20 protein-coding genes and 1 riboswitch are annotated in these 19,357 nt (G+C 67.9%); of the genes, 9 read left to right on the top strand and 11 right to left on the bottom strand.

The genetic code is table 11. The annotated features are described in order from the left end of the window. Positions 1 to 34 precede the first annotated feature (34 nt). Positions 35 to 1,225, bottom strand: coding sequence for an NADH:flavin oxidoreductase (locus BR47_RS0123975; RefSeq protein ID WP_029121026.1), 1,191 nt, complete (start codon positions 1,223 to 1,225; stop codon positions 35 to 37). A 71-nt stretch (positions 1,226 to 1,296) separates the two neighbouring features. Between BR47_RS0123975 and BR47_RS0123970 the strand changes: the two genes are divergently transcribed. The 5 genes from BR47_RS0123970 (at position 1,297) to BR47_RS0123950 (ending at position 5,216) form a co-directional block, all read left to right on the top strand. Beyond that, on the top strand, positions 1,297 to 2,148 hold the full coding sequence (locus BR47_RS0123970; protein ID WP_029121025.1) for a bifunctional methylenetetrahydrofolate dehydrogenase/methenyltetrahydrofolate cyclohydrolase: 852 nt from the start codon (positions 1,297 to 1,299) through the stop codon (positions 2,146 to 2,148). Beyond that, positions 2,145 to 2,438 (top strand): DUF3017 domain-containing protein, encoded by a 294-nt coding sequence (locus tag BR47_RS0123965; protein WP_020104182.1) that lies wholly within the window; start codon positions 2,145 to 2,147, stop codon positions 2,436 to 2,438. Before BR47_RS0123970 ends, BR47_RS0123965 begins: the two co-directional genes overlap by 4 nt. Positions 2,439 to 2,525: 87 nt before the next feature. Continuing rightward, positions 2,526 to 2,900, top strand: coding sequence for a DoxX family protein (locus BR47_RS0123960; RefSeq protein WP_029121024.1), 375 nt, complete (start codon positions 2,526 to 2,528; stop codon positions 2,898 to 2,900). Positions 2,901 to 3,051: 151 nt separating this feature from the next. Next, positions 3,052 to 3,687: a TetR/AcrR family transcriptional regulator gene (locus BR47_RS0123955; protein WP_029121023.1), complete on the top strand. Its 636-nt coding sequence runs from the start codon at positions 3,052 to 3,054 to the stop codon at positions 3,685 to 3,687. Positions 3,688 to 3,689: 2 nt separating this feature from the next. Continuing rightward, complete coding sequence (locus tag BR47_RS0123950) at positions 3,690 to 5,216, top strand: FAD-dependent monooxygenase (RefSeq protein ID WP_029121022.1); 1,527 nt, start codon at positions 3,690 to 3,692, stop codon at positions 5,214 to 5,216. On the opposite strand, the gene BR47_RS0123945 is transcribed toward BR47_RS0123950, so the two are convergent. Next, positions 5,206 to 5,625 (bottom strand): nuclear transport factor 2 family protein, encoded by a 420-nt coding sequence (locus tag BR47_RS0123945; RefSeq protein WP_029121021.1) that lies wholly within the window; start codon positions 5,623 to 5,625, stop codon positions 5,206 to 5,208. The two genes, BR47_RS0123950 and BR47_RS0123945, sit on opposite strands and share 11 nt — an antisense overlap. A gap of 82 nt (positions 5,626 to 5,707) precedes the next feature. Between BR47_RS0123945 and BR47_RS0123940 the strand changes: the two genes are divergently transcribed. Next, the gene (locus BR47_RS0123940) at positions 5,708 to 6,217 is read left to right on the top strand and encodes a winged helix-turn-helix transcriptional regulator (protein ID WP_029121020.1); all 510 of its coding nucleotides are present in this window, start codon (positions 5,708 to 5,710) and stop codon (positions 6,215 to 6,217) included. Here the strand turns inward: BR47_RS0123940 and BR47_RS0123935 are convergent. From BR47_RS0123935 to BR47_RS31295, 3 genes are read right to left on the bottom strand one after another with little or no spacing between them, the layout of a single operon-like run. Further along, positions 6,214 to 6,930: a class I SAM-dependent methyltransferase gene (locus tag BR47_RS0123935; protein ID WP_020104176.1), complete on the bottom strand. Its 717-nt coding sequence runs from the start codon at positions 6,928 to 6,930 to the stop codon at positions 6,214 to 6,216. The two genes, BR47_RS0123940 and BR47_RS0123935, sit on opposite strands and share 4 nt — an antisense overlap. Next, the gene (gene metX / locus BR47_RS0123930; protein WP_020104175.1) at positions 6,927 to 8,066 is read right to left on the bottom strand and encodes a homoserine O-acetyltransferase MetX; all 1,140 of its coding nucleotides are present in this window, start codon (positions 8,064 to 8,066) and stop codon (positions 6,927 to 6,929) included. The genes BR47_RS0123935 and metX overlap by 4 nt, the downstream gene beginning before the upstream one ends. Further along, on the bottom strand, positions 8,063 to 9,400 hold the full coding sequence (locus tag BR47_RS31295) for a bifunctional o-acetylhomoserine/o-acetylserine sulfhydrylase (RefSeq protein WP_036427699.1): 1,338 nt from the start codon (positions 9,398 to 9,400) through the stop codon (positions 8,063 to 8,065). Before BR47_RS31295 ends, metX begins: the two co-directional genes overlap by 4 nt. Before the next feature lie 120 nt (positions 9,401 to 9,520). Continuing rightward, positions 9,521 to 9,641, bottom strand: a riboswitch (SAM riboswitch). Between the two features lie 260 nt (positions 9,642 to 9,901). Here BR47_RS31295 and BR47_RS0123920 point away from each other — a divergent pair. Both BR47_RS0123920 and BR47_RS0123915 read left to right on the top strand, forming a co-directional pair. Next, entirely contained in the window at positions 9,902 to 12,139 is a 2,238-nt protein-coding gene (locus tag BR47_RS0123920) for an NADP-dependent isocitrate dehydrogenase (RefSeq protein ID WP_029121019.1), read from the top strand. A gap of 96 nt (positions 12,140 to 12,235) precedes the next feature. Then, positions 12,236 to 13,039: an exodeoxyribonuclease III gene (locus tag BR47_RS0123915; protein WP_029121018.1), complete on the top strand. Its 804-nt coding sequence runs from the start codon at positions 12,236 to 12,238 to the stop codon at positions 13,037 to 13,039. A gap of 228 nt (positions 13,040 to 13,267) precedes the next feature. Here the strand turns inward: BR47_RS0123915 and fdxA are convergent, their stop codons facing one another. Continuing rightward, complete coding sequence (fdxA, locus tag BR47_RS0123910) at positions 13,268 to 13,609, bottom strand: ferredoxin (protein WP_029105848.1); 342 nt, start codon at positions 13,607 to 13,609, stop codon at positions 13,268 to 13,270. A gap of 81 nt (positions 13,610 to 13,690) precedes the next feature. Beyond that, complete coding sequence (locus tag BR47_RS31290; RefSeq protein ID WP_051634967.1) at positions 13,691 to 14,323, bottom strand: TIGR03086 family metal-binding protein; 633 nt, start codon at positions 14,321 to 14,323, stop codon at positions 13,691 to 13,693. A 51-nt stretch (positions 14,324 to 14,374) separates the two neighbouring features. Between BR47_RS31290 and BR47_RS0123900 the strand changes: the two genes are divergently transcribed. Next, complete coding sequence (locus tag BR47_RS0123900; protein ID WP_029105847.1) at positions 14,375 to 14,797, top strand: MarR family winged helix-turn-helix transcriptional regulator; 423 nt, start codon at positions 14,375 to 14,377, stop codon at positions 14,795 to 14,797. Here BR47_RS0123900 and nagA read toward each other — a convergent pair. The 4 genes from nagA to BR47_RS31285 are packed head-to-tail and all read right to left on the bottom strand — an operon-like array spanning position 14,760 to position 19,271. Next, positions 14,760 to 15,926 carry an N-acetylglucosamine-6-phosphate deacetylase gene (gene nagA / locus BR47_RS0123895; protein WP_029121017.1) on the bottom strand — a complete coding sequence of 389 codons (1,167 nt, stop codon included), beginning with the start codon at positions 15,924 to 15,926 and terminating at the stop codon, positions 14,760 to 14,762. The two genes, BR47_RS0123900 and nagA, sit on opposite strands and share 38 nt — an antisense overlap. Continuing rightward, positions 15,923 to 16,930 (bottom strand): SIS domain-containing protein, encoded by a 1,008-nt coding sequence (locus BR47_RS0123890; RefSeq protein WP_051634968.1) that lies wholly within the window; start codon positions 16,928 to 16,930, stop codon positions 15,923 to 15,925. Before BR47_RS0123890 ends, nagA begins: the two co-directional genes overlap by 4 nt. Before the next feature lie 29 nt (positions 16,931 to 16,959). Next, positions 16,960 to 17,862, bottom strand: a complete 903-nt coding sequence (locus BR47_RS0123885) for an N-acetylglucosamine kinase (RefSeq protein WP_051634966.1) — start codon at positions 17,860 to 17,862, stop codon at positions 16,960 to 16,962. Next, a complete protein-coding gene (locus BR47_RS31285) occupies positions 17,862 to 19,271 on the bottom strand; it encodes a sugar porter family MFS transporter (protein WP_036421723.1) in 1,410 nt (469 codons plus the stop codon). Before BR47_RS31285 ends, BR47_RS0123885 begins: the two co-directional genes overlap by 1 nt. Between the last annotated feature and the right edge of the window lie 86 nt (positions 19,272 to 19,357).

The raw sequence follows: 19,357 nt of genomic DNA, 5'->3' as shown, positions 1-19,357 counted from the left end.
CCGTTGCCGGGGACTTTCCTGGGGACCAGCCGGATCAGTAGGGCTTGCCGGTCACGACGCAGTGGGTCTGGCTGTAGATGGTGGGCATGCACAGATTGCAGTGTGTGCAGCCCGATTTCACCGTCCTGTCGGCTTGAATCCGGTTGAGCAGGTCCGGTTCGGCGAGCAGGGCCCGGCCCATCGCGACGAACTCGAAACCCTCGGCCATGGCCAGGTCCATGGTTTCCCGGTTGGTGATGCCACCCAACAGAATCAGCGGCATGGTGAGTTCGGCGCGGAACTGGCGAGCCTGCTGCAGCAGGTAGGCCTCCTGGTAGGGGTACTCGCGGAAGAACCTGTGCCCGCTCATCCGGATGCCCCAGCTGATCGGCGGTGTGAAGTTCGCGGCGAACTCCTTGACCGGCGCATCACCGCGGAACAGGTACATCGGGTTCACCAGGGAGCTGCCGGCGGTGAGCTCGAGCGCGTCCAGGGCGCCGTCCTCTTGCAGCCATTTGGCGGTCTGCAGCGACTCGTCCATCGGGATGCCGCCCCGGACGCCGTCGCTCATGTTGAGTTTGGCGATCACCGCGATCTGATCCCCGACGGCCTCGCGCACCGCCTGCACCGTGCCGCGGGCGACCTTGGCGCGGTTGTGCAGGGAGCCGCCGAACTCGTCGCGGCGCTTGTTGATCAGCGGCGACAGGAACGAGGACGCGAAGTAGTTGTGGCCCAGGTGCACCTCGACGGCGTCGAACCCGGCCTCGATCGCCAACCGGGCGGCGCCCGCGTGCGCGGCCATCACCGCGTCGATATCGGCGCGGGTGGCCTTGCGGGCGAAGCGCATCGACAGTGGGTTGAACAACCGCACCGGCGCCAACGCGGTGGCCTTGTTGGTGCGCGCGTTGGCGACCGGGCCGGCATGCCCGATCTGCGCGCTGATCGCCGCCCCCTCGCCATGAATGGTGTCGGTGAGCTTTCGGAGGCCGGGGATCGCCTCCGGGCGCATCCACAACTGCCACCCATCGGTACGCCCACCCGGGGCCACCGCGCAATAGGCCACCGTCGTCATCCCCACGCCACCCGCGGCCGGCAGCCGGTGATAGCGGATCAAATCGTCGGTGACCAGCGCATCCGGGGTCGCCGCCTCGAACGTCGCCGCCTTGATCACCCGATTACGCAACGTGATCGGACCGAGCTTGGCTTCACTGAAAACGTCAGTGGACACATTGGGCTGGGTGTTCACATTCGGCAGCTGACCACGCTGTCTTGGGTGGTGTCAACGGGTGTTCCCGCGGGCCTGACACAATGTTCGCCGTGGGTGCAATCACGCTGGACGGCAAGGCCACACGCGACGAGATCTTCACTGACCTGACGAAGCGGGTGGCGGCGCTGACCGCCGCCGGCCGGACGCCGGGTCTCGGCACAGTCCTGGTCGGTGACGACCCCGGCTCTCACGCCTACGTGCGCGGCAAGCACGCCGACTGCGCCAAGGTCGGCATCAACTCGATCCGCCGGGACCTGCCCGCCGACATCAGCCAGGCCGAGCTGAACGCCGTCATCGACGAGCTGAACGCCAACCCGGAGTGCACGGGCTACATCGTGCAGTTGCCGCTGCCCAAGCACCTCGACGAGAACGTCGCGCTGGAGCGCATCGACCCTGACAAAGACGCCGACGGTCTGCACCCGACCAACCTGGGTCGGCTGGTGCTGAACGAGCCCGCACCGCTGCCGTGCACGCCGCGCGGCATCGTGCACCTGCTGCGTCGCTTCGAGGTACCGATCGCCGGCGCGCACGTCGTGGTGATCGGCCGCGGCGTCACCGTGGGCCGGCCGATGGGCCTGCTGCTCACGCGGCGTTCGGAGAACGCGACTGTGACGTTGTGCCACACCGGAACCCGTGATCTGCCGGCGCTGACCCGGCAGGCGGACATCATCATCGCCGCGGTCGGCGTCCCGCACATGCTGACCGCCGACATGGTCAAGCCGGGCGCGGCCGTCGTCGACGTCGGTGTCAGTCGGGTCGACGGCAAGCTCGCCGGTGACGTCCACCCCGACGTGTGGGAGGTGGCCGGTCACGTGTCGCCCAATCCGGGAGGCGTCGGACCACTGACCCGCGCTTTCCTGCTGGCCAACGTGGTCGAGGCAGAAGAGGCGAAACTGTCTTGACCGCAAAGGAATTCGCCCGCAAGGTGTTCGCCGGCCAATGGCCGATCCTGTCGGTGGGCGTGTTCTTCGTGGTGGCGTTCGCGTTGGTGGTCGGCGGCTATTGGCGCCGCGGTGCCCTGGTCATGGCGATCGGCGTCGGTATCGCCGCGGTCATGCGCCTGCTGCTGACCGATGACCGCGCCGGGCTGCTCGTCGTGCGCAGCCGGATCATCGACGTCGCGACGACGGCGTCGGTCAGCGCCGTCATGTTGTACGTGGCGTGGACCATCAACCCGTTGGGGACTGCCTAGTTCCTCGGCATGCGATGTGGGAATAAATCGGACTAAAGTCCGTTTATTGGTTTCAGGCTTGCCCCCACATCACCCGAGGAGCTCAACATGAACACTGCGCTGTGGATCGTCGCCGGCGTACTGGCTTTCGTCTTCGCCGGAAGCGGCGTCATGAAGCTGGTCCTGTCCAAGGAGAAGCTGGTTGCGCAGGGCCTGGGCGGACTTGACGACGTGGACCCGAACGCCATCCGCGGGATCGGCGCGGCCGAAGTGGCGGGTGCGATCGTCCTGATCGTGCCGCCGCTGGTGCACATTCTCCCGGTGCTCACCCCGCTGGCCGCCGTCGGCCTCGCGGCGGTCATGGTCGGCGCGATCGTCACGCACGGCCGTCGCAAGGAGTACCCCAACGTGGCGGTCAACGTGGTGCTGCTCGGTCTGGCGTTGTTCGTCGCCTGGGGCCGGTTCGGCGCCTACGCCTTCTGATCCACGGGGATTTGTGCACGATTTTCCGCGGTCGCCGCGGAAAATCGTGCACAAATCCCTAGGGGTGACCAGCGTGGCGGCAGCCAACTCACAGAAAATTGCCCGCTAGGCAAACTTGCCTGGTGTGCAAAATTGTCGGTAGGGTGGCGGCATGGCCGAATCAGCTGAAACTGGTCTGCGCGAACGAAAGAAGCTCGACACCCGTCGGGCGCTGAGTGACGCGGCGCTGCAGCTGGCGTTCGACCGCGGCGGGCTGGATGCCGTCACTCGCGAGGAGATTGCGGCGCTGGCGGGAGTGTCCCTCCGGACGTTCAACAACTACTTCAGCGGCAAGTACGAGGCGCTGGCTTATCGCATTGCCGAGCGGATGCAGCGCAGTGTCGCGACGTTCCGGTCGCGGCCGGCCGACGAACCGCTGTGGACTTCGATCATCGTGGCCGTGACGGGCACGCTGGAAGAAGAGATGGTCGACATCACCGGTGCCGATCTCATCCCGGACCGCCGCGAACTCGTCGAAGTCCGAAAACTGCTGATGCGCACCGAGGTTCGCAACGCGGTGCCGCAGATCCTCTACCAGGACTGGGTGGCGGCCATCGCCGAGCGAACGGGCCTCGGCCCCGACGACATGTACCCGCGCCTGGTGGTGGCCGTGGTCCGCGCGATCGGAGATACCGCGATGGAGGCGTACGCCAACGCTGATCCGCCGGTATCCATCACCCAGCTGATGCGCGCGGGTTTCGATGCCGTGATCGCCGGGCTGCCTGAACCGAACAGAACGAAGGAGTGAGCATGCCTGCTGACGTCGTGATCTCCGGCGCCGGACCCAACGGCCTGATGATGGCCTGCGAACTCGCCCTCGCCGGCGTCAAACCCGTCGTGCTCGACGCGCTGCCCGGGCCCGGCGACGAGCCCAAGGCCAACGGCCTTGTCGGACAAGTGATCCGGCAGCTCGACATGCGTGGTCTCTACCAGGCATTCACGGGCGATCCCAACGCGCCGCAGCCCGCTTACGGCTGGATGTTCTCCGGCCTGCCGCTGAATTTTGTTGGCATCGAGAGCAATCCGATGCGGGCGCTGCTGATGAAGCAGCCTCGATTGGTCCAGCTGCTGTACGAGCGGGCCCAGACTCTCGGGGTCGAGGTGCGGTGGGGACACGCCGTGACCGCGTTGTCGGCCGGGCCGGATGGCGTCACCGTCGACGTGGCCGCGCCCGACGGCGCCTATGTGCTGCAAGCCGATTGGCTGGTGGGTGCCGACGGTGGGCGCAGCACCGTTCGCAAGCAGTCGGGTATCGGCTTTCCCGGACACACGTCACCGACGGTGGCCCGGCTGGCGCACGTGCGCATCGCCGACGAGTTCCGCGGCCCCGACGGCGAGCTCGACGTACCGGGATTCGGGCGGATTCCGTTCGGGCACAACCGTTATGACACCGGAATGGTCATCTTCTTCGAGGCGCACGGCGATCCGCCGATGCTGGGTACCCTCGAGTTCGGCTCGTTGTCGGAGGACTCGCCGGGGGAGCTGACGTATGACGAACTGCGGCAGAGCCTGCGACGAGTGCTCGGGGTCGACGTGCCGTTCGACCTGCCGACCGGACCCGGTCCGTTCGCCAGGCGCCGCGTCGACGGCCAGAACACCCGGCAGGCAGACGCCTACCGGTCCGGTCGCATTCTGCTGATCGGTGATGCCGCACATGTGCATTCGGCAATGGGCGGTCCCGGGCTGAACCTCGGTCTGCAGGACACCCTGAACCTGGGCTGGAAGCTGGCCGCTGTCATCAACGGCTGGGCGCCTGAGGAATTGATCGACACCTATGAGTCCGAGCGCTATCCGGTCGGCGAGCGCGTCATGATGCACTCACTGGCCCAGATCGCCCTCACTGCACCGGGACCCGAGGTGCGCGCCTTACGCACGCTTCTCGATGAACTCTTCCAGCTGCCCGACGTCACCGCGCACATGGCCGGACTGCTGGCGGGGGCGGATGTTCGCTATGAGATGGGCGGGACCCCCCACCGCCTGACGGGGTTCATGGTGCCGGACGAGAGGCTGGACGACGGGCGCCGGCTCACCGAGCTTCTGCACAGCGGCCGGGGCGTGGTGCTCGACCTGTCCGGCGGTGCGGCGGCCGCGGTCGCCGCACCATGGGACCGCCGCGTCGACACGGTGGTCGCCGCCATGGCCGACGGGCCCGCTGCCATGCTGATCCGGCCCGACGGCTATGTCGCCTGGGCCGCAGACGCATTCGCCGCGGCGGATGCCGAGGACCTACGTGCGGCCCTGGAACGGTGGTTCGGTCCCGGCGAGATCAGCGCCTGAGCGCGCGGCGCGCGACGCCCGGGTGGGCGGCGAGCCTGGGGCCGAGCAGTAGGGCGAAGACCGTCACCGCGAGCCACGGCCGCAGGTGTGGGCGCAGCCGCCGGATCAACCCGGCATCGTCGAGTTCGAACACCAGGGCATCGGTGATGGTGAGTCCCGCGATGCGCCCGCGGCTCACCGCGACACGCGTGTGTCCGTCGCCGATGACGTTCTCCCACTCCAGGTTTCGCATCCCGGCGTAGACCGCGGTCAGTAGGACGCGCAGGTCGTCCCGGCCACGGAACACCATGCGCCCGGACAGCGGGGAGATCAGCTCGGCGTCAGGGGCGAGGGCGGCGATGAACCGGTCGACCTCGCCGCTGCGGGTGGCCGCGCAGAACGTCGCGACGGAATCGGTGCTGGTCGTCATCAGAACCCCCTGAGGGTCGCTTGTTATTTGCAACCCACCTAATCAGAGTCCATTGCAGAAAGCAATGGACTAGTCTGGTGCGGTGCCCAAACAGTCCTTCGGCGACATCTCCTGCTCGATAGCGCGGACGCTCGACGTGGTGGGCCAACGATGGACGGCCCTGGTGCTGCGGGACCTGTTCGCGGGGATGGCCCGGTTCGAGGACATCCGCCGCGATCTCGGCATCGCGTCGAACGTCCTCGCCGCGCGCCTGGACGACCTGGAGCGCCACGCGATCGTGGCGCGGCGCCAATATCAGAGCGCGCCTCCGCGTTTCGAGTACGTCCTCACCGACAAGGGGCGCGACCTCTATCCGGTGATCGTGACGCTGCTCGCGTGGGGTGACAAGTGGACCGCCGGAGAGGACGGGCCGCCGGCGCTACTGGTCCATGACGAATGCGGCTGTGTCACAACGGCAAAGACCGTCTGCACCGAATGCGGCGGGGAACTCGGGGCGCTGTCGACGACCGCGGTCCCCGGGCCTGGAGCGCGGGGCGGCCCGGGGACCGCGGTCATCGGAACATTTCTGGCCCCCGGCGAACCGGGTGCCTAGGCCAGCGTCGCCCGCACGCAGTGCGTGACGTACGGCAATGCCAATCCGGTGCTGTTGGCCAGCGCCGGGTGTGTGCTCAGCAGCTCGCGTACCTCGCCCAGCACCTTGCGGCGCACGTCGGCGGGCGAGGTGATGCAGTAGCTCCGTGACGCCACGAGGTCCAGAAGTGCTTGCGGCGTCAGGTAACTCGTCCACTCGAAGCGGTGGGTCTCGATGTCGGTGAAGCCGCCGCACAGCGAGTCGGCCGACGGGTCGTGCTCGCAGCCGATGATGCGGTTCAGTTCCTTGACCCAGCCCAGCCGCTCGTCGCGGATGTTCCAGAGCAGACCCAGCCGACCGCCCGGCCGTAGCACCCGGGCCACTTCGGCCGCGGCCCGCTCCGGGTCGAACCAGTGCCAGGCCTGGGCGACCAGGACCGCGTCAACACTGTTGTCGGGCAACGGGATTTCCTCGGCTGTGCCGAGCAGGGCCGGCACCGACGGCAGCGACCCGCTGAGCACCTCGAGCATCTCGGGGATGGGGTCGACGGCCGTGACCGCCAGACCGCGCTCAGCCAGTCGGACGGTCAGCTTGCCGGTACCGGCGCCGAGGTCGAGGACGTCGACGGCGCCGGTGGGCAGCAGCCAGTTGATGGACTCCGGCGGATACGACGGGCGCCCCCGCTCGTAGGCGGCGGCCTGCTCTCCGAAGGACAGTGAGCGTTCGCCCGTCACCGCGAGGCCAAATCCAGTGTCTGGCGGATCAGCAGACCCACCTTGTCGGTCTCGACCAGGAAACCGTCGTGGCCGTAGTCGGATTCGATGACCTCGAGACCCGGACAGCCCGGCAGCAATGTGGCCAGCTCTTCCTGCAGCCGAATGGGATACAGCCGGTCGGAGGTGATGCCCCCGACGATCACCGGCACCGGACAGCTGGACAACGCCGCCGCGACCCCGCCCCGGCCACGCCCGACGTCGTGACTGCTCAGCGCGTCCGTCAGCGCCACATAGGTGCCCGCGTCGAACCGCGCGGCCAGCTTGCGGCCCTGGTACTCCAGGTAGCTCTCGACCGCGTACAGGCCGTCGGCAGAACTCTTTTCATGGTTCTGCGCGGTGTTGCGGAACCGGTCGTCGAGTTCCTTCTCGCCGCGATAGGTCAGGTGTGCGAACCGGCGGGCGATCTGGATGCCGTCGTCCGGGGTGCGTCCCGTCAGGTAGTAGTCGCCGCCGTTCCAGTTCGGGTCGGCCTTGATGGCCGCGACCTGTGCGCACTGCGTGCCGATCTGGTCGGCGGTGGCGCGCGCGCCGACCGCCAGCACCAGTCCGGCCCGCACCGTATCGGGATGTCCCACAAGCCATTCCAGTGCCCGCGCGCCGCCCATCGAGCCGCCGACCACCGCGGCCACCTGAGTGATGCCGAGGGCGGCCAGGGCCGCCAGGTCGGCGTTCACCTGATCGCGCACGGTGATGGCGGGAAACCGTGAGCCCCAGGGCTTTCCGTCGGGAGCCAGTGAGCTCGGTCCGGTCGACCCGCGGCAGCCGCCGAGCACGTTGGTGGCGATGGCGCACCAGCGGTCGGTGTCGATCGGGGCGGCGGGACCGGCGACGCCGTCCCACCAGCCGCCCGTCGGATGGTCGGGCCCGGCCGGACCGGTGACGTGGGAGTCACCGGTCAGCGCGTGCAGCACCATCACGACGTTGTCGGCGGTGGGGGACAGCTCGCCCCAGCGCTGCACCGCGATGGACACGTCGGGCAGCACGATGCCACTCTCCAGCGTCAGCGAGCCGATGTTCACCACACCGGTCTCGCCTTCGGCAGGCAGCCTTGGCGCTGCGGATATGTCAGACACGGGCACGTCGATAATCGTCACACCAAGGCCGCCTCTCGGTCGGCACCCCCCACCGATCCGGCGGCAGCGAAGCCCTGCTCCAGGTCGGCGAGGATGTCTTCGATGCCCTCGATGCCGACGGCCAGGCGCACCAGACCCGGGGTGACGCCGGAGGCCAGCTGCTCCTCGGCGGTCAGCTGCTGGTGCGTGGTCGACGCGGGGTGGATCACCAGCGACCGGACGTCACCGATGTTGGCGACGTGGCTGTGCAGCGTCAGCGCGTTCACGAACGCCTTGCCCGCCTCGACACCACCGGTCAGTTCGAACGACAGCACCGCACCGGTGCCCTTGGGGGCCAGCTTGCGGCCCAGCTCGTACCACGGGGACGACGGCAGGCCGGCGTAGTTCACCGAGAGCACGTCCGGGCGGCCCTCGAGGTACTCGGCGACCTTCTGCGCGTTGGACACATGGCGTTCAACGCGCAGAGACAGCGTTTCCAATCCCTGCGCGATGAGGAACGAGTTGAACGGCGCCGCCGCCGAGCCCAGATCGCGCAGCAGCTGCACGCGCGCTTTGAGCGCGTAGGCCGGTGCGCCCAGATCGGCGAACACCACACCGTGGTAGCTCGGGTCGGGCTCGGTGAAACCGGGGAACTTGCCGTTGGTCCAGTCGAAGTTGCCACCGTCGACGATGACGCCGGCAATCGCCGAGCCGTGCCCGCCCAGGTACTTGGTGGCCGAGTGCACGACGATGTCGGCGCCGTGGGCCAGCGGCTGGATCAGGTACGGCGTGGCGACGGTGTTGTCGACGATCAGCGGAACGCCGTTGTCGTGCGCGACTCCCGAGACACCCGGGATGTCGAGGATGTCGATCTTCGGGTTGGAGATGGTCTCCGCGAAGAACGCCTTGGTGTTCGGCCGGACCGCGGCGCGCCACGAGTCCAGATCGTCGGGGTTCTCCACGAAGCTGACGTCGACGCCGAGCTTGGGCAGCGTGTAGTGCAGCAGGTTGTAGGTGCCGCCGTACAGCCGCGGCGAGGCCACGACGTGGTCGCCGGTGCCGGCGATGTTCAGGATCGCGAAGGTCGCGGCAGCCTGCCCGGACGACAGGAACAGTGCGGCCACGCCGCCCTCGAGAGCGGCGACGCGCTGCTCGACCACGTCGGTGGTCGGGTTCATGATGCGGGTGTAGATGTTGCCCGGCTCGGCCAGCCCGAACAGTGCGGCGGCGTGGTCGGTGTCGCGGAACGTGTACGACGTCGTCTGGTAGATCGGCAGCGCACGGGCATTGGTGGCGCTATCGGGGCTCTGACCTGCGTGGATCTGCTTCGTCTCGAAGCTCCAGCGCGCGGTGGGGTCGATGGCCTCAGTGGTCATGTTAGGGGTGTCTCCTGTGAGTTTTTAGGTACGACGAATGGGTGCGCGAACTCGCACGAATCACAGACAGCGACGCATAGAAAGCCTCCACTCACCCAGTCATCCGGGTCCGTGGTGGCGGACCCGCGCTTGCCTCGCAGCCGATGTACGGCTGCTCAACCTGGTCGTCTCCCGGGGCACCCCACCGCGGATGGAGGGTTGCCGGCCAGCAAGCCGGGGCTTGACGCTGGCACTCATGACCGGACTCGAGGGTATCTCAAGAGGCTGGGCAACTGCTAGCTGGTGCCGTCCGGTGGGCGGGAGACGGCGTGTCGTCGTCGGTCCGTTTCGCGCAGCCTGTCCGTATCGATCCAGTTCTGCACGCGAGAGACCGGACCACCGGAAGTCAGCGGTGCCGGTCACGGTAACTTCGTAACCGTCGTGCGACGGGGTAGTCATGTGCAGACGCCGGACTCGACATAGATTTTCGTACGTACCGTCCGTGACGCCGGGAGAGTGACCATGAGTGGCGAGAAACCATCCATCATCTACACGTTGACCGACGAGGCGCCGCTGCTCGCGACGTACGCCTTCCTGCCGGTCGTGCGCACCTTCGCCGGTGCCGCCGGTATCGACGTCCAGACCAGTGACATCTCGGTGGCGGCCCGCATCCTCGCCGAGTTCAGCGACTACCTGACCGATGAGCAGAAGGTCCCCGACAATCTGGGCGAGCTGGGCCGGCTGACGCAGGAACCCGACACCAACATCATCAAGCTGCCCAACATCAGCGCCTCGGTGCCGCAGCTCGTCGCCGCGATCAAGGAGCTCAAGGAGAAGGGCTACAACCTGCCCGACTACCCGGGCGACCCGAAGACCGACGAAGAGAAGGCGATCAAGGATCGCTACGGCAAGTGTCTCGGCAGCGCGGTGAACCCGGTTCTGCGCGAAGGCAACTCGGACCGTCGTGCCCCGAAAGCGGTCAAGGAGTACGCCCGCAAGCACCCGCACAGCATGGGCGAGTGGTCGCAGGCCTCCCGCACGCACGTCGCCACCATGAAGACCGGCGACTTCTACCACGGCGAGCAGTCCATGACGCTCGACAAGGCCCGCCGGGTGAAGATGGTCCTGAAGACCAAGACCGGCAAGACAATTGAGCTCAAGCCGGAGGTCAAGCTCGACGCCGGCGACATCATCGACTCGATGTACATGAGCAAGAAGGCGCTCATCAAGTTCTACGAGGAGCAGATGGAGGACGCCTACAAGACGGGCGTCATGTTCTCCCTGCACGTCAAGGCGACCATGATGAAGGTCAGCCACCCGATCGTGTTCGGCCACGCCGTACGCATCTTCTACAAGGACGCATTCGCCAAGCACCAGAAGCTGTTTGACGAGCTGGGCGTCAACGTCAACAACGGGCTCTCGGACCTGTACGACAAGATTTCGACGCTGCCCAAGTCGCTGCACGATGAGATCGTCGACGACCTGCACAAGTGCCACGAGCACCGTCCCGAGCTGGCCATGGTCGACTCGGCCCGCGGCATCACGAACTTCCACTCGCCGTCCGACGTCATCGTCGACGCCTCGATGCCGGCCATGATCCGGCTCGGCGGCAAGATGTACGGCGCCGACGGAAAGCTCAAGGACACCAAGGCCGTCAACCCCGAGTCGACGTTCTCCCGGATGTACCAGGAGATCATCAACTTCTGTAAGACCCACGGCCAGTTCGACCCGCGGACCATGGGCACCGTCCCGAACGTCGGCCTCATGGCGCAGAAGGCCGAGGAGTACGGCAGCCACGACAAGACCTTCGAGATTCCCGAGGACGGCATCGCCAACATCGTCGACATCGACAGCGGCGAGGTTCTGCTGACCACGGCCGTCGAAGAGGGCGACATCTGGCGCATGCCGGTCGTCAAGGACCTGCCGATCCGCGACTGGGTCAAGCTGGCCGTCACCCGCGCCCGGCTCTCCGGCATGCCGGTGGTGTTCTGGCTGGACCAGGAGCGTCCGCACGAGGCCGAGCTGCGCAAGAAGGTCGCGACCTACCTCAAGGATCACGACACCGAGGGCCTCGACATCTCGGTGATGTCGCAGGAACGCGCCATGCGGCACACCATCGAGCGGGCCATGCGCGGTCAGGACACCATCGCCGCGACCGGCAACATCCTGCGCGACTACCTCACCGACCTGTTCCCGATCCTGGAGCTGGGCACCAGCGCCAAGATGCTGTCGATCGTGCCGCTGATGGCCGGCGGTGGCCTGTACGAGACCGGTGCCGGTGGTTCGGCGCCCAAGCACGTGCAGCAGCTGGTCGAGGAGAACCACCTGCGGTGGGACTCGCTGGGTGAGTTCCTGGCCCTGGGCGCCAGCCTGGAGGATCTGGGCAACAAGACCGACGACGCCCGGGCCCTGCTGCTGGCCAAGACGCTCGACAGCGCGACCGGAAAGCTGTTGGACGAGAACAAGAGCCCGTCGCGGCGCACCGGCGAGCTGGACAACCGCGGCAGCCAGTTCTACCTGGCCATGTACTGGGCGCAGGAGCTGGCCAAGCAGACCGAGGACGCCGAGCTGGCCGCCAAGTTCGCTCCGCTGGCCAAGACGCTGGCCGAGAACGAGGAGAAGATCGTCGCGGAACTGGCTGCGGCACAAGGTAGCCCGGCCGACATCGGTGGCTACTACGCGCCGGACCCGGACAAGACCGCGGCCGTGATGCGGCCGAGCGCCACCTTCAACGCGGCGCTGGCTTCGGCTCAGGAGTAATTCCGCTCGAACGTGAGCTTGGGTGTCGATTTTCGGCACCCAGGCTCACGTTCGTCGTTTCCGGCCTGTCGTACCCCGACGTTAAGGTTCTGCTTCGTGATCGTCACCACCATCAACGTCAATGGCATCCGCGCCGCGGTCAAAGAGCGCTCGGAGGAGAACCTCGGGCTGCTGCCGTGGCTCAAGTACACCAAGTCCGACGTCATCTGCCTGCAGGAGACCCGGGCCGACGACGCGCAGCTGTCGCAGGCCCTGGCGCCGGCGTTGGACGCGGGGTGGCAGCTGGCGTCGGCCGAACCGTCCGCCAAGGGCCGCAACGGGGTAGCGGTGTTGTCGCGGGCCCCGATCACCGCGGTACGGGTGGGGCTGAGTCCGGACTGCGAGTTCGTCGCGCACGGGCGGTATGTGGAGGTCGACACCGACGGCGTCACTGTTGCCAGCGTCTACGTGCCCACCGGTGAGGCCGAGACCGACAAGCAGGTGGAGAAGGAGCGCTTCATGGTGGCGCTCGCCGGCCGTATGGCCGAGCTGTCCCGCAAGCGCCGCGACGTGGTGATCTGCGGCGACTGGAACATCTGCGCGACGGAGCTGGACCTGAAGGCGTGGAAAGCCAACGTCAAGAAGTCCGGGTTCCTGCCGAGTGAGCGGCAGTGGCTGGCAGAACTGATGGCCTCCGGCTGGACCGACGTGGTGCGTGAGCTGCACCCGGACGTCGCCGGGCCGTACAGCTGGTGGTCGTGGCGCGGCAAGGCGTTCGACAACGACGCCGGGTGGCGCATCGACTACCACCTGGCCAACGCCAAACTGGCGCCCAAAGCCGTTGCGGCGCGGGTGGAACGGGCCGCGGCGTATGCGCTGCGCTGGTCGGACCACGCGCCGGTGACGGTCGAGTACAGCTGATCTGGCGGCCGGAACGGTGACCGGCCTCCTGCAACAGTCCGCGCCCGGAGCCGTCAGCTTCGGCTGACATTGTCGTCACGCGCTGACGATGTCAGCTCAAGCTGACGGGTTCGGATCGAACACGTCCCAAAAAGACCCGACACGCCGGCCGCGGCGCAACCGTAGACACGCCGCCGCCCAGGCGTGCCAGTGCCGGTCGCGGCCGCGATATCGACGATGGTCTGGGCTTCAGCTCCGAAGGGGTAGAGCCGACACCAGCGGGGTGTCCACTCCGATGCGACCGATCGCACTGGCGCCGCCGGGCGAGCCCAGGGGCGCGTCGCGTCCGGGGAGTACCTCATCGAAGAATGCGGCATTGTCGGCGAGGTACGCGAGCTGGTCTTCGGGCAGATCGGCGTCGTAGTAGATGGCATCGACTCGGCAAATCAGCTTGCAGGCACCGCAATCCACACATTCCTGCGGGTTTATGTAGAGCGCCCGGTCGCCTTGGTAGATGCAGTCGGCCGGGCACTCCTGCACGCACGACATGTCCGTGACGTCAACGCATTCTCGTCCGATTACGTAAGTCATACAACGGACGGTATCGATGACGGAGCGCTTGACCTCAGTGGCCGAAAGTTACTGATAACAGGGCCGGAAGTCCCCAATCTGTTACTGGATGGGATGGTGCGACTCGTGGTCGAACGCATCGCGCCACTGCGGGTCGCGCCCGAGATGACGCAGCAGCCGGTCGAAATCCGTTGCGCTGCCACCCGCTTGGGCCGGACCGAACGGCGCATTCGGCATGCTGCGGAAGTCCCCGTCGGGCACGGCAAAGGCCAAGGGGAGGGCAGCGGCGATGACGTCGTCGGGCAGCGTGAACGGGATGCCCAGACTGGCGGCGACGTCCCAGCCGTGCACGACGTAGTCGATCAGGTGGAAGCCGATCGCCATCTCGGCCGGCACCGTCGTGCCGAGTTCCGGTAGCGCGAACTGACTCTCGGGGTCCGCGGCGGCGAACGCAGCCAGCACATCACGGGCGGCCGCGGCGTAGTCGCCAATCGGGTCGTCCGTGTCGCGAACGGAAGCCGGATCCCACAGTGCGAGGTCCTGGCCGCCGCCACGTGCGGCGGCGGCGAACCCGCGGTGCTGGACCGTCATGTGAGCGAGGAGTTCGGCCACATCCCAAGCGGCACAGGGAGTCGGGCGCCGCAGGTCGGCAAGATCAACGGTGTTGACGACGTCGACGGAGGCAAGGATGGCGTGGCGGTGGGCATCGAGAAGATCGGTGGAATCTGTAGGCATGAGCTGATCGTAAGCACATGCGTACGATATGGCAATGCCTACGATGACCGGATGCCGGCCAAGCGCCCTGACCTCGCTGCGATGCTCGCGCCGCTGCTGCGCGAGTTGATGGCTGCCGAGCAGCCCATTCTCGACAAGCACGGCGTGAGCATGTGGGGCTACGTCGTGCTGCTGGCGCTCGATGAGACGCCGATGCGGTCGCAGGCTGTGCTGGCGCAGGCGATCGGCGCCGACAAGACCCGCATCATCCGCACGCTCGACGACCTGCAGGACCGCGGCTACATCGAGCGCACACCCGACCCCGACGACCGGCGGGTCCGGCTGCTGTCGATAACCGCAGCCGGGCGTCGCCTCAAAGATGCGGTGCAGGCCGACATTCAGCGCGGTGAGGAGCACTGGCTCGGCGAGCTGAGCGCCGAGGAGCGACGGGTCTTCCTCAAGGTGTTGCAACGCCTGGCGCCGACGCCAGACTGACCACCAACTCGCCGTCGGCCATGACGGCGACGACGTCCAGGTCCGTGCCGAGCACGACGAGATCGGCGGCCAGGCCCGGGGCAAGGCTGCCGACCCGCGACAGCCCCACCGCGCGCGCGGGTGTCGTCGCGGTCATCGCGGCGGCGGCCAACAACTGCGCATCGGAGGCCGAATTGGGCACGGCCGCGCGAAAAACACGGTCCATGGTCGCGGTACTTCCCGCGATCGTCGACTGGCCCCGCACCCGCGCGATCGCGTCCCGGACCTCGACATCGAGCGCACCGAGCCGGAAGGAGCCGTCCGGAAGGCCGGCGGCGGCCATGGCGTCGGTGATCAGCGCGACGCGGTCGGGGCCGGCGGACTCGACGACATGACGCAGCAGCGCGTCATGGACGTGGACGCCGTCGGCGATCAGCTCCACCGTGGCCCGCGGGTCTTCGAGCAGGGCCATCGCGGGTCCGGGGTCCCGATGGTGCAGTGGTCGCATGGCGTTGAACACGTGCGTCCCGACGGTGGCGCCCGCCTCGAGGGCGGCCCGGGTCTGGTCGTAGCTGCCATCGGTATGGCCAACGGCGACAACGACTCCCGCGGCAACGAGATGCCGGATGGCGGAGATGCCGCTGGGCAGTTCGGGCGCCACGGTGACCATCCGGATGGTGCCGTCGGCGGCGTCGAGCAGTGCGTCGATCTCGACGGGATCGGGGTCCCGCAGCCGGCCGGCATCGTGCGCGCCGCAGCGGGCCGCACTGAGCCACGGCCCTTCGAGGTGGATGCCGGCGATCACCCCGGCCCGCGCTGCGGCGGTGAGCGCACGGACCTGGGTGAGCAGCTCGGCCGGGCCCGCGGTGACGAGGCTGGCGAGCGTCGTCGTGGTGCCGTGGCGACGGTGGAATGCTGCCGCGCGGGCGATTTCGTCCGCCGATGGCTCGGTGTACGACGCGCCGCCGCCCCCGTGCACGTGGATGTCGACGAACCCCGGCACCACGATCGCATCGGCGTAGCCGTGGTCCGGAGCCCTGGGTGGGGCGCCGGCGCCGACGTCGATGATCCGGCCCGCGGACGTCTCGACCCAGCCGGGCCGGTGCACTCCGCAGGGCGTCACGACCGCGCCCGCGGCGATCAGCGTCATAGCGTCTCCGTGACCTTCCGCAGCCCGCGTGGTTGGTCGGGGTCGCCGCCGCGGGCGAGCGCCAGGTGCAGCGCAAGCTGTTGCAGCGGAAGGATTTCCAGCAGCGGGGAGAGCTCGTCGCTGACTCCGCTGGGCAGCGCGATGCCGCCGGCCAGGCCAGAAAGGGCCGCGGGAGCGCCGACCCCGAACACGTCGGCGTGGCGCTCGGCGAGCCGTTCCAGCACCGGCGCCATGGCCTGTCCGCCGGCACCTTCGGGCACCACCGCGAGCACGGGTACCTGGGGGTCGACGGTGGCGAGGGGGCCGTGCAGCAGATCGGCGCCCGAAAACGCCTGTGCGGAAAGGTACGACGTCTCCATCAGCTTGAGGGCGGCCTCGCGCGCGGTGGGGTAGGAGTAGCCGCGGGCGGTGGCGATGAGTCGTTGCGCGAACCGGTAGCGCTGCGCGACCTCGCGAACCTGTTCCCCGAAGGACAGCACCTGCTCGCCGAGGTCGGGCAGCGCGTCGACGCCGTCGCCGTCCTGGCCGAGCAGCAGTTGCAGGGCGAGCAATTCGGCGGTGTAGGACTTGGTCGCGGCCACCGACTTCTCGGCACCGGCCAGCACGTCGATGTGGATCTCCGCCGCCGCAGCCAGATCCGAGGCGGCGTTGTTGGTGACGGCCACCGTCAGCGCACCTTGCGCGCGGGCCACTTCCACCGAGCGCACCAGGTCCGGCGAACCCCCGGACTGGCTCACCGCGACATACAGCACGTCGCGCAGGTCGGGCTGGGCGCTGTAGACGGTCATGGTCGACGGGGACACCAGACCGGCGGGCAGCCCGTGGTTGATCTCCACGAGGTACTTGGCGTACAGCGCCGCGTGGTCGCTGGTGCCGCGCGCGACGAACAGGACGAATCGTGGTGCGGCGGCGGCGATCTGCGCGGCGGCGGCGCGGATGGGATCGCGGCCCTCATCGAGCAGCCGGCGCCAGACCTGCGGCTGTTCGGCGATTTCGGCGGCCATCAGATGGCCGGGGGACGTGTGATCGGGGCTCACTTCTTCTCCTTGTCTGGGTCACAATGCGGTAGTAGTCGTTGGGCGAGTTCGACGGCGCCGCGGACCGGGTCGACGGCCAGCACCCGCACATCGGTGAACTGCCGCTCGATCAGGCGCTGCCGCACCACTTTCTGCAGGGCCGGCTGGTGGACCGCCAGGCCACCGGCCAGCACCACCGGCCCGGTGAAATCCAGCCGGGTGCCGACGGACACCGCCAGCTGGGCCAGGGCGGTGCCGGCTTCGTCGACGATCTGACGACTCACTCGGTCACCGTCACTGGCCAGTTCGAACACGACGCGGGCCCGGCCGGCCCAGTACCGCCGGTCGGGCTGGTCGTAGAAGTGATCGAGCAGTTGGCCGGGGAACTGCAGCCCGCAGTCGGCCGCGAGCTGCTGGCCCAGCCGGTCGGCCGGCGCGCCGCGATCGATCCGGGCGATGCTGCGCCGCACCGCTTCCCGCGCCACCCAGTAGCCGCTGCCCTCGTCGCCGAGCAGGTATCCCCACCCGCCGGTGCGGCTCTGCTGTCCACCGCGCCGACCGAAGGCCACCGATCCGGTGCCGGAGATGACGGCGATGCCGTCGCGCACGCCGGCGGCGGCCAGGATGAGTTGGCTGTCGTGCACCACCCGGACCCGCGCACACGGCAGCCGCTGTGCGAGCAGGTCGCGCAGCCGAGCTTCGCCGGCCGGGGTCTCGACACCGGCCGCGCCCGCGCAGACCGCTTGAATTCCCTTGGCGCCCAACCGGTGCAGGATGACGTCCAGCTGGCGTCCGGCTTCTTCGACGCCGACCGACGAGATGTTCGCGCTGCCGGCGAGGGCTTCGGCGACGACGTTGCCGTTCTCGACCCGAACCGCCTGGGTCTTGGAGCCGCCGATGTCCAGTCCGATGACGGTCATCAGGCGGCCTGCGCGTCAGCTTGCTCGATGTCGGTGCCCGACGGCCAGGTGCCGTCGTTCTCCCAGAAGTGCCGGATCTCTTCGAGCTGGCGGCCCTTGGTCTCCGGGGCGAAGCGATACACGAAGACGAAGGCGAGCGCGGCCAGGCCGCCGAACACGATGAATGTGCCGGAGCCGCCGAGGGTTTGGAGCATGGTGAGGAAGAAGCCGGCGACGATCGCGTTGCCCACGAGGTCGGAGGTCAGCATCGCACTGGAGCCCATCGAGCGCAGTTGGGACGGGAAGCTCTCTCCAGCGTAGACCCAGACAAGGGCACCGAACCCGAACGTGAAGCCGACAGTGAACAGCAGTACGCCGATGAAGCCCAGCGTGGTCAGCGCCCCGCCGAAGTTCGATCCGGCCAGGAACACCCCGACGAGCAGTGCGTTGGCGGCGATCATCATGCCGATACCGCCCAGCAGGATCGGCCGCCGGCCGAGCCGGTCCACGAGCACCAGCGAGATGAAGACCGCGATGAGGGCGGCCACCTGCACCAGGGCGGGCAGGACCAGCAGGGCGAAGTTGCCGTGGAAACCCATGGCCTCGAACAGTTTCGGGCTGTAGTAGACGATGGCGTTGATGCCGGTGATCTGGATGAAGAAGCCGAGGACGACGACGAACACCGTCGCCCGCAGGTAGGGCGGACGCAGCATCTCGCGGAACGTGCCGCCGCGTTCTTCGTGCAGGGCACGGCCGATCTCTTGGATTTCGGCATCGATGTCGGCGTCGGGATCGACCATCGCCAGCGTGCGGCGCGCTTCGGCGACCCGGCCCTTGAGCATGTACCACCGGGCGGTGTCGGGCATACGCATCAGGACGACGGCGACCACGAGGGCGGGCACGGCGGCCAGACCCAGCATCCACCGCCAGCTCCCGGAGCCGGCCAACGCGTAGGCGGCCAGGTAGCCGATGATGATGCCGATGACGGTGGCCACCTGATAGGCCACCAGCAGTGACCCGCGGATGCTTGCGGGTGCCGATTCGGCGACGAACACCGGGACGACGACCACCGAGACGCCGATGGTCAGGCCCAGTAGCAGGCGGGCTGTCATCAGCATCGGCACCGAGACCGACATTGCGCACATCAACGCGAACGCGGCGTAGGTGGTGGCGACCAGGACCATCGACTTCTTGCGGCCGATCTTGTTGGCGAGCCAGCCGCCGACGATGGCGCCCGCGATCTCGCCGATCACCACCATGGTGGTGATCCACTGCACGCCCGCGGTGTCGAGATCGAACTCCTTGGGGATGAACAGCATCGCGCCGGCGATGTTGGACAGGTCGTAGCCGTAGATGACGCCGACGCTCGCCGCGGCGACTCCCACGAGTAGGCCCAGTCTCGATGTTCTCGGTGTTTTGGTGGTGCCCACGCGCGGAGTCCTCTCGCTGGAGTGGAAATTGGTCTATACCAATTTGGTAGGTGCTAGATTGGCATATACCAATAAGGCCGTCAAGA

This window comes from Mycobacterium sp. UNC410CL29Cvi84 (genome assembly GCF_000686745.1).
GTDB classification, from domain to species: Bacteria; Actinomycetota; Actinomycetes; order Mycobacteriales; family Mycobacteriaceae; genus Mycobacterium; species Mycobacterium mucogenicum_B.
This window is presented reverse-complemented; position numbering and strand designations above follow the sequence as displayed.